The following is a 553-nucleotide window of genomic DNA, read 5'->3' on the forward strand; positions in this document are numbered from 1 at the left end:
ACGGAATGGCGACCCGATACCGCGCGGCCTCCGAAACGACCGATGACTTCGTGCACGACAATCCGTGGAAAGCGATCCCGCGCTGGCCGCGGTCGCGGGTCTGGTCATCGGGATGCTTGCATCGCGTTGAACGGGATCGCCGCAGTCTTTGCGATTGGCGCCGGCACGCAGCGTGCCGCTGTGATAGCGCCCGCCTGCGTGCCTGAGGAACGCGCAATGCTTGAACGCATGGATTCCTCTCACGCAGCGAGTGCACCATGCGAATCAGACTCAAACCTCTAAACGAACAGGTCATCGTCATCACGGGCGCGACGAGTGGAATCGGGCTCGTCACCGCGCGCACCGCTGCCCGACGCGGCGCCAGGCTGATGCTCATATCTCGCGATGAGAAGGCGCTTTCCGAGCTCGCCAGCGAGTTGTCGCGAGACCGAAGGGATAGTGTCTCGTACGCCGTGGCCGATGTCGGCGACCGCGCGCAGTTGCAAGCCGCTGCGGACGAGGCGATCTCGCGTTTCGGCGGCTTCGACACCTGGATCAACAATGCAGGCGTCTC

Annotated in this window: 1 protein-coding gene; it reads left to right on the top strand. The window is 64.0% G+C overall.

Annotated elements, in window-relative coordinates:
- Window positions 1-257: 257 nt before the first annotated feature.
- Window positions 258-553: SDR family NAD(P)-dependent oxidoreductase (locus tag AWB74_RS45225; protein WP_143749583.1), on the top strand; the 296-nt coding region annotated here is incomplete at its 3' end.

The sequence above is a fragment of the Caballeronia arvi genome (assembly GCF_001544695.2).
In the GTDB taxonomy this organism is placed as follows: Bacteria; Pseudomonadota; Gammaproteobacteria; order Burkholderiales; family Burkholderiaceae; genus Caballeronia; species Caballeronia arvi.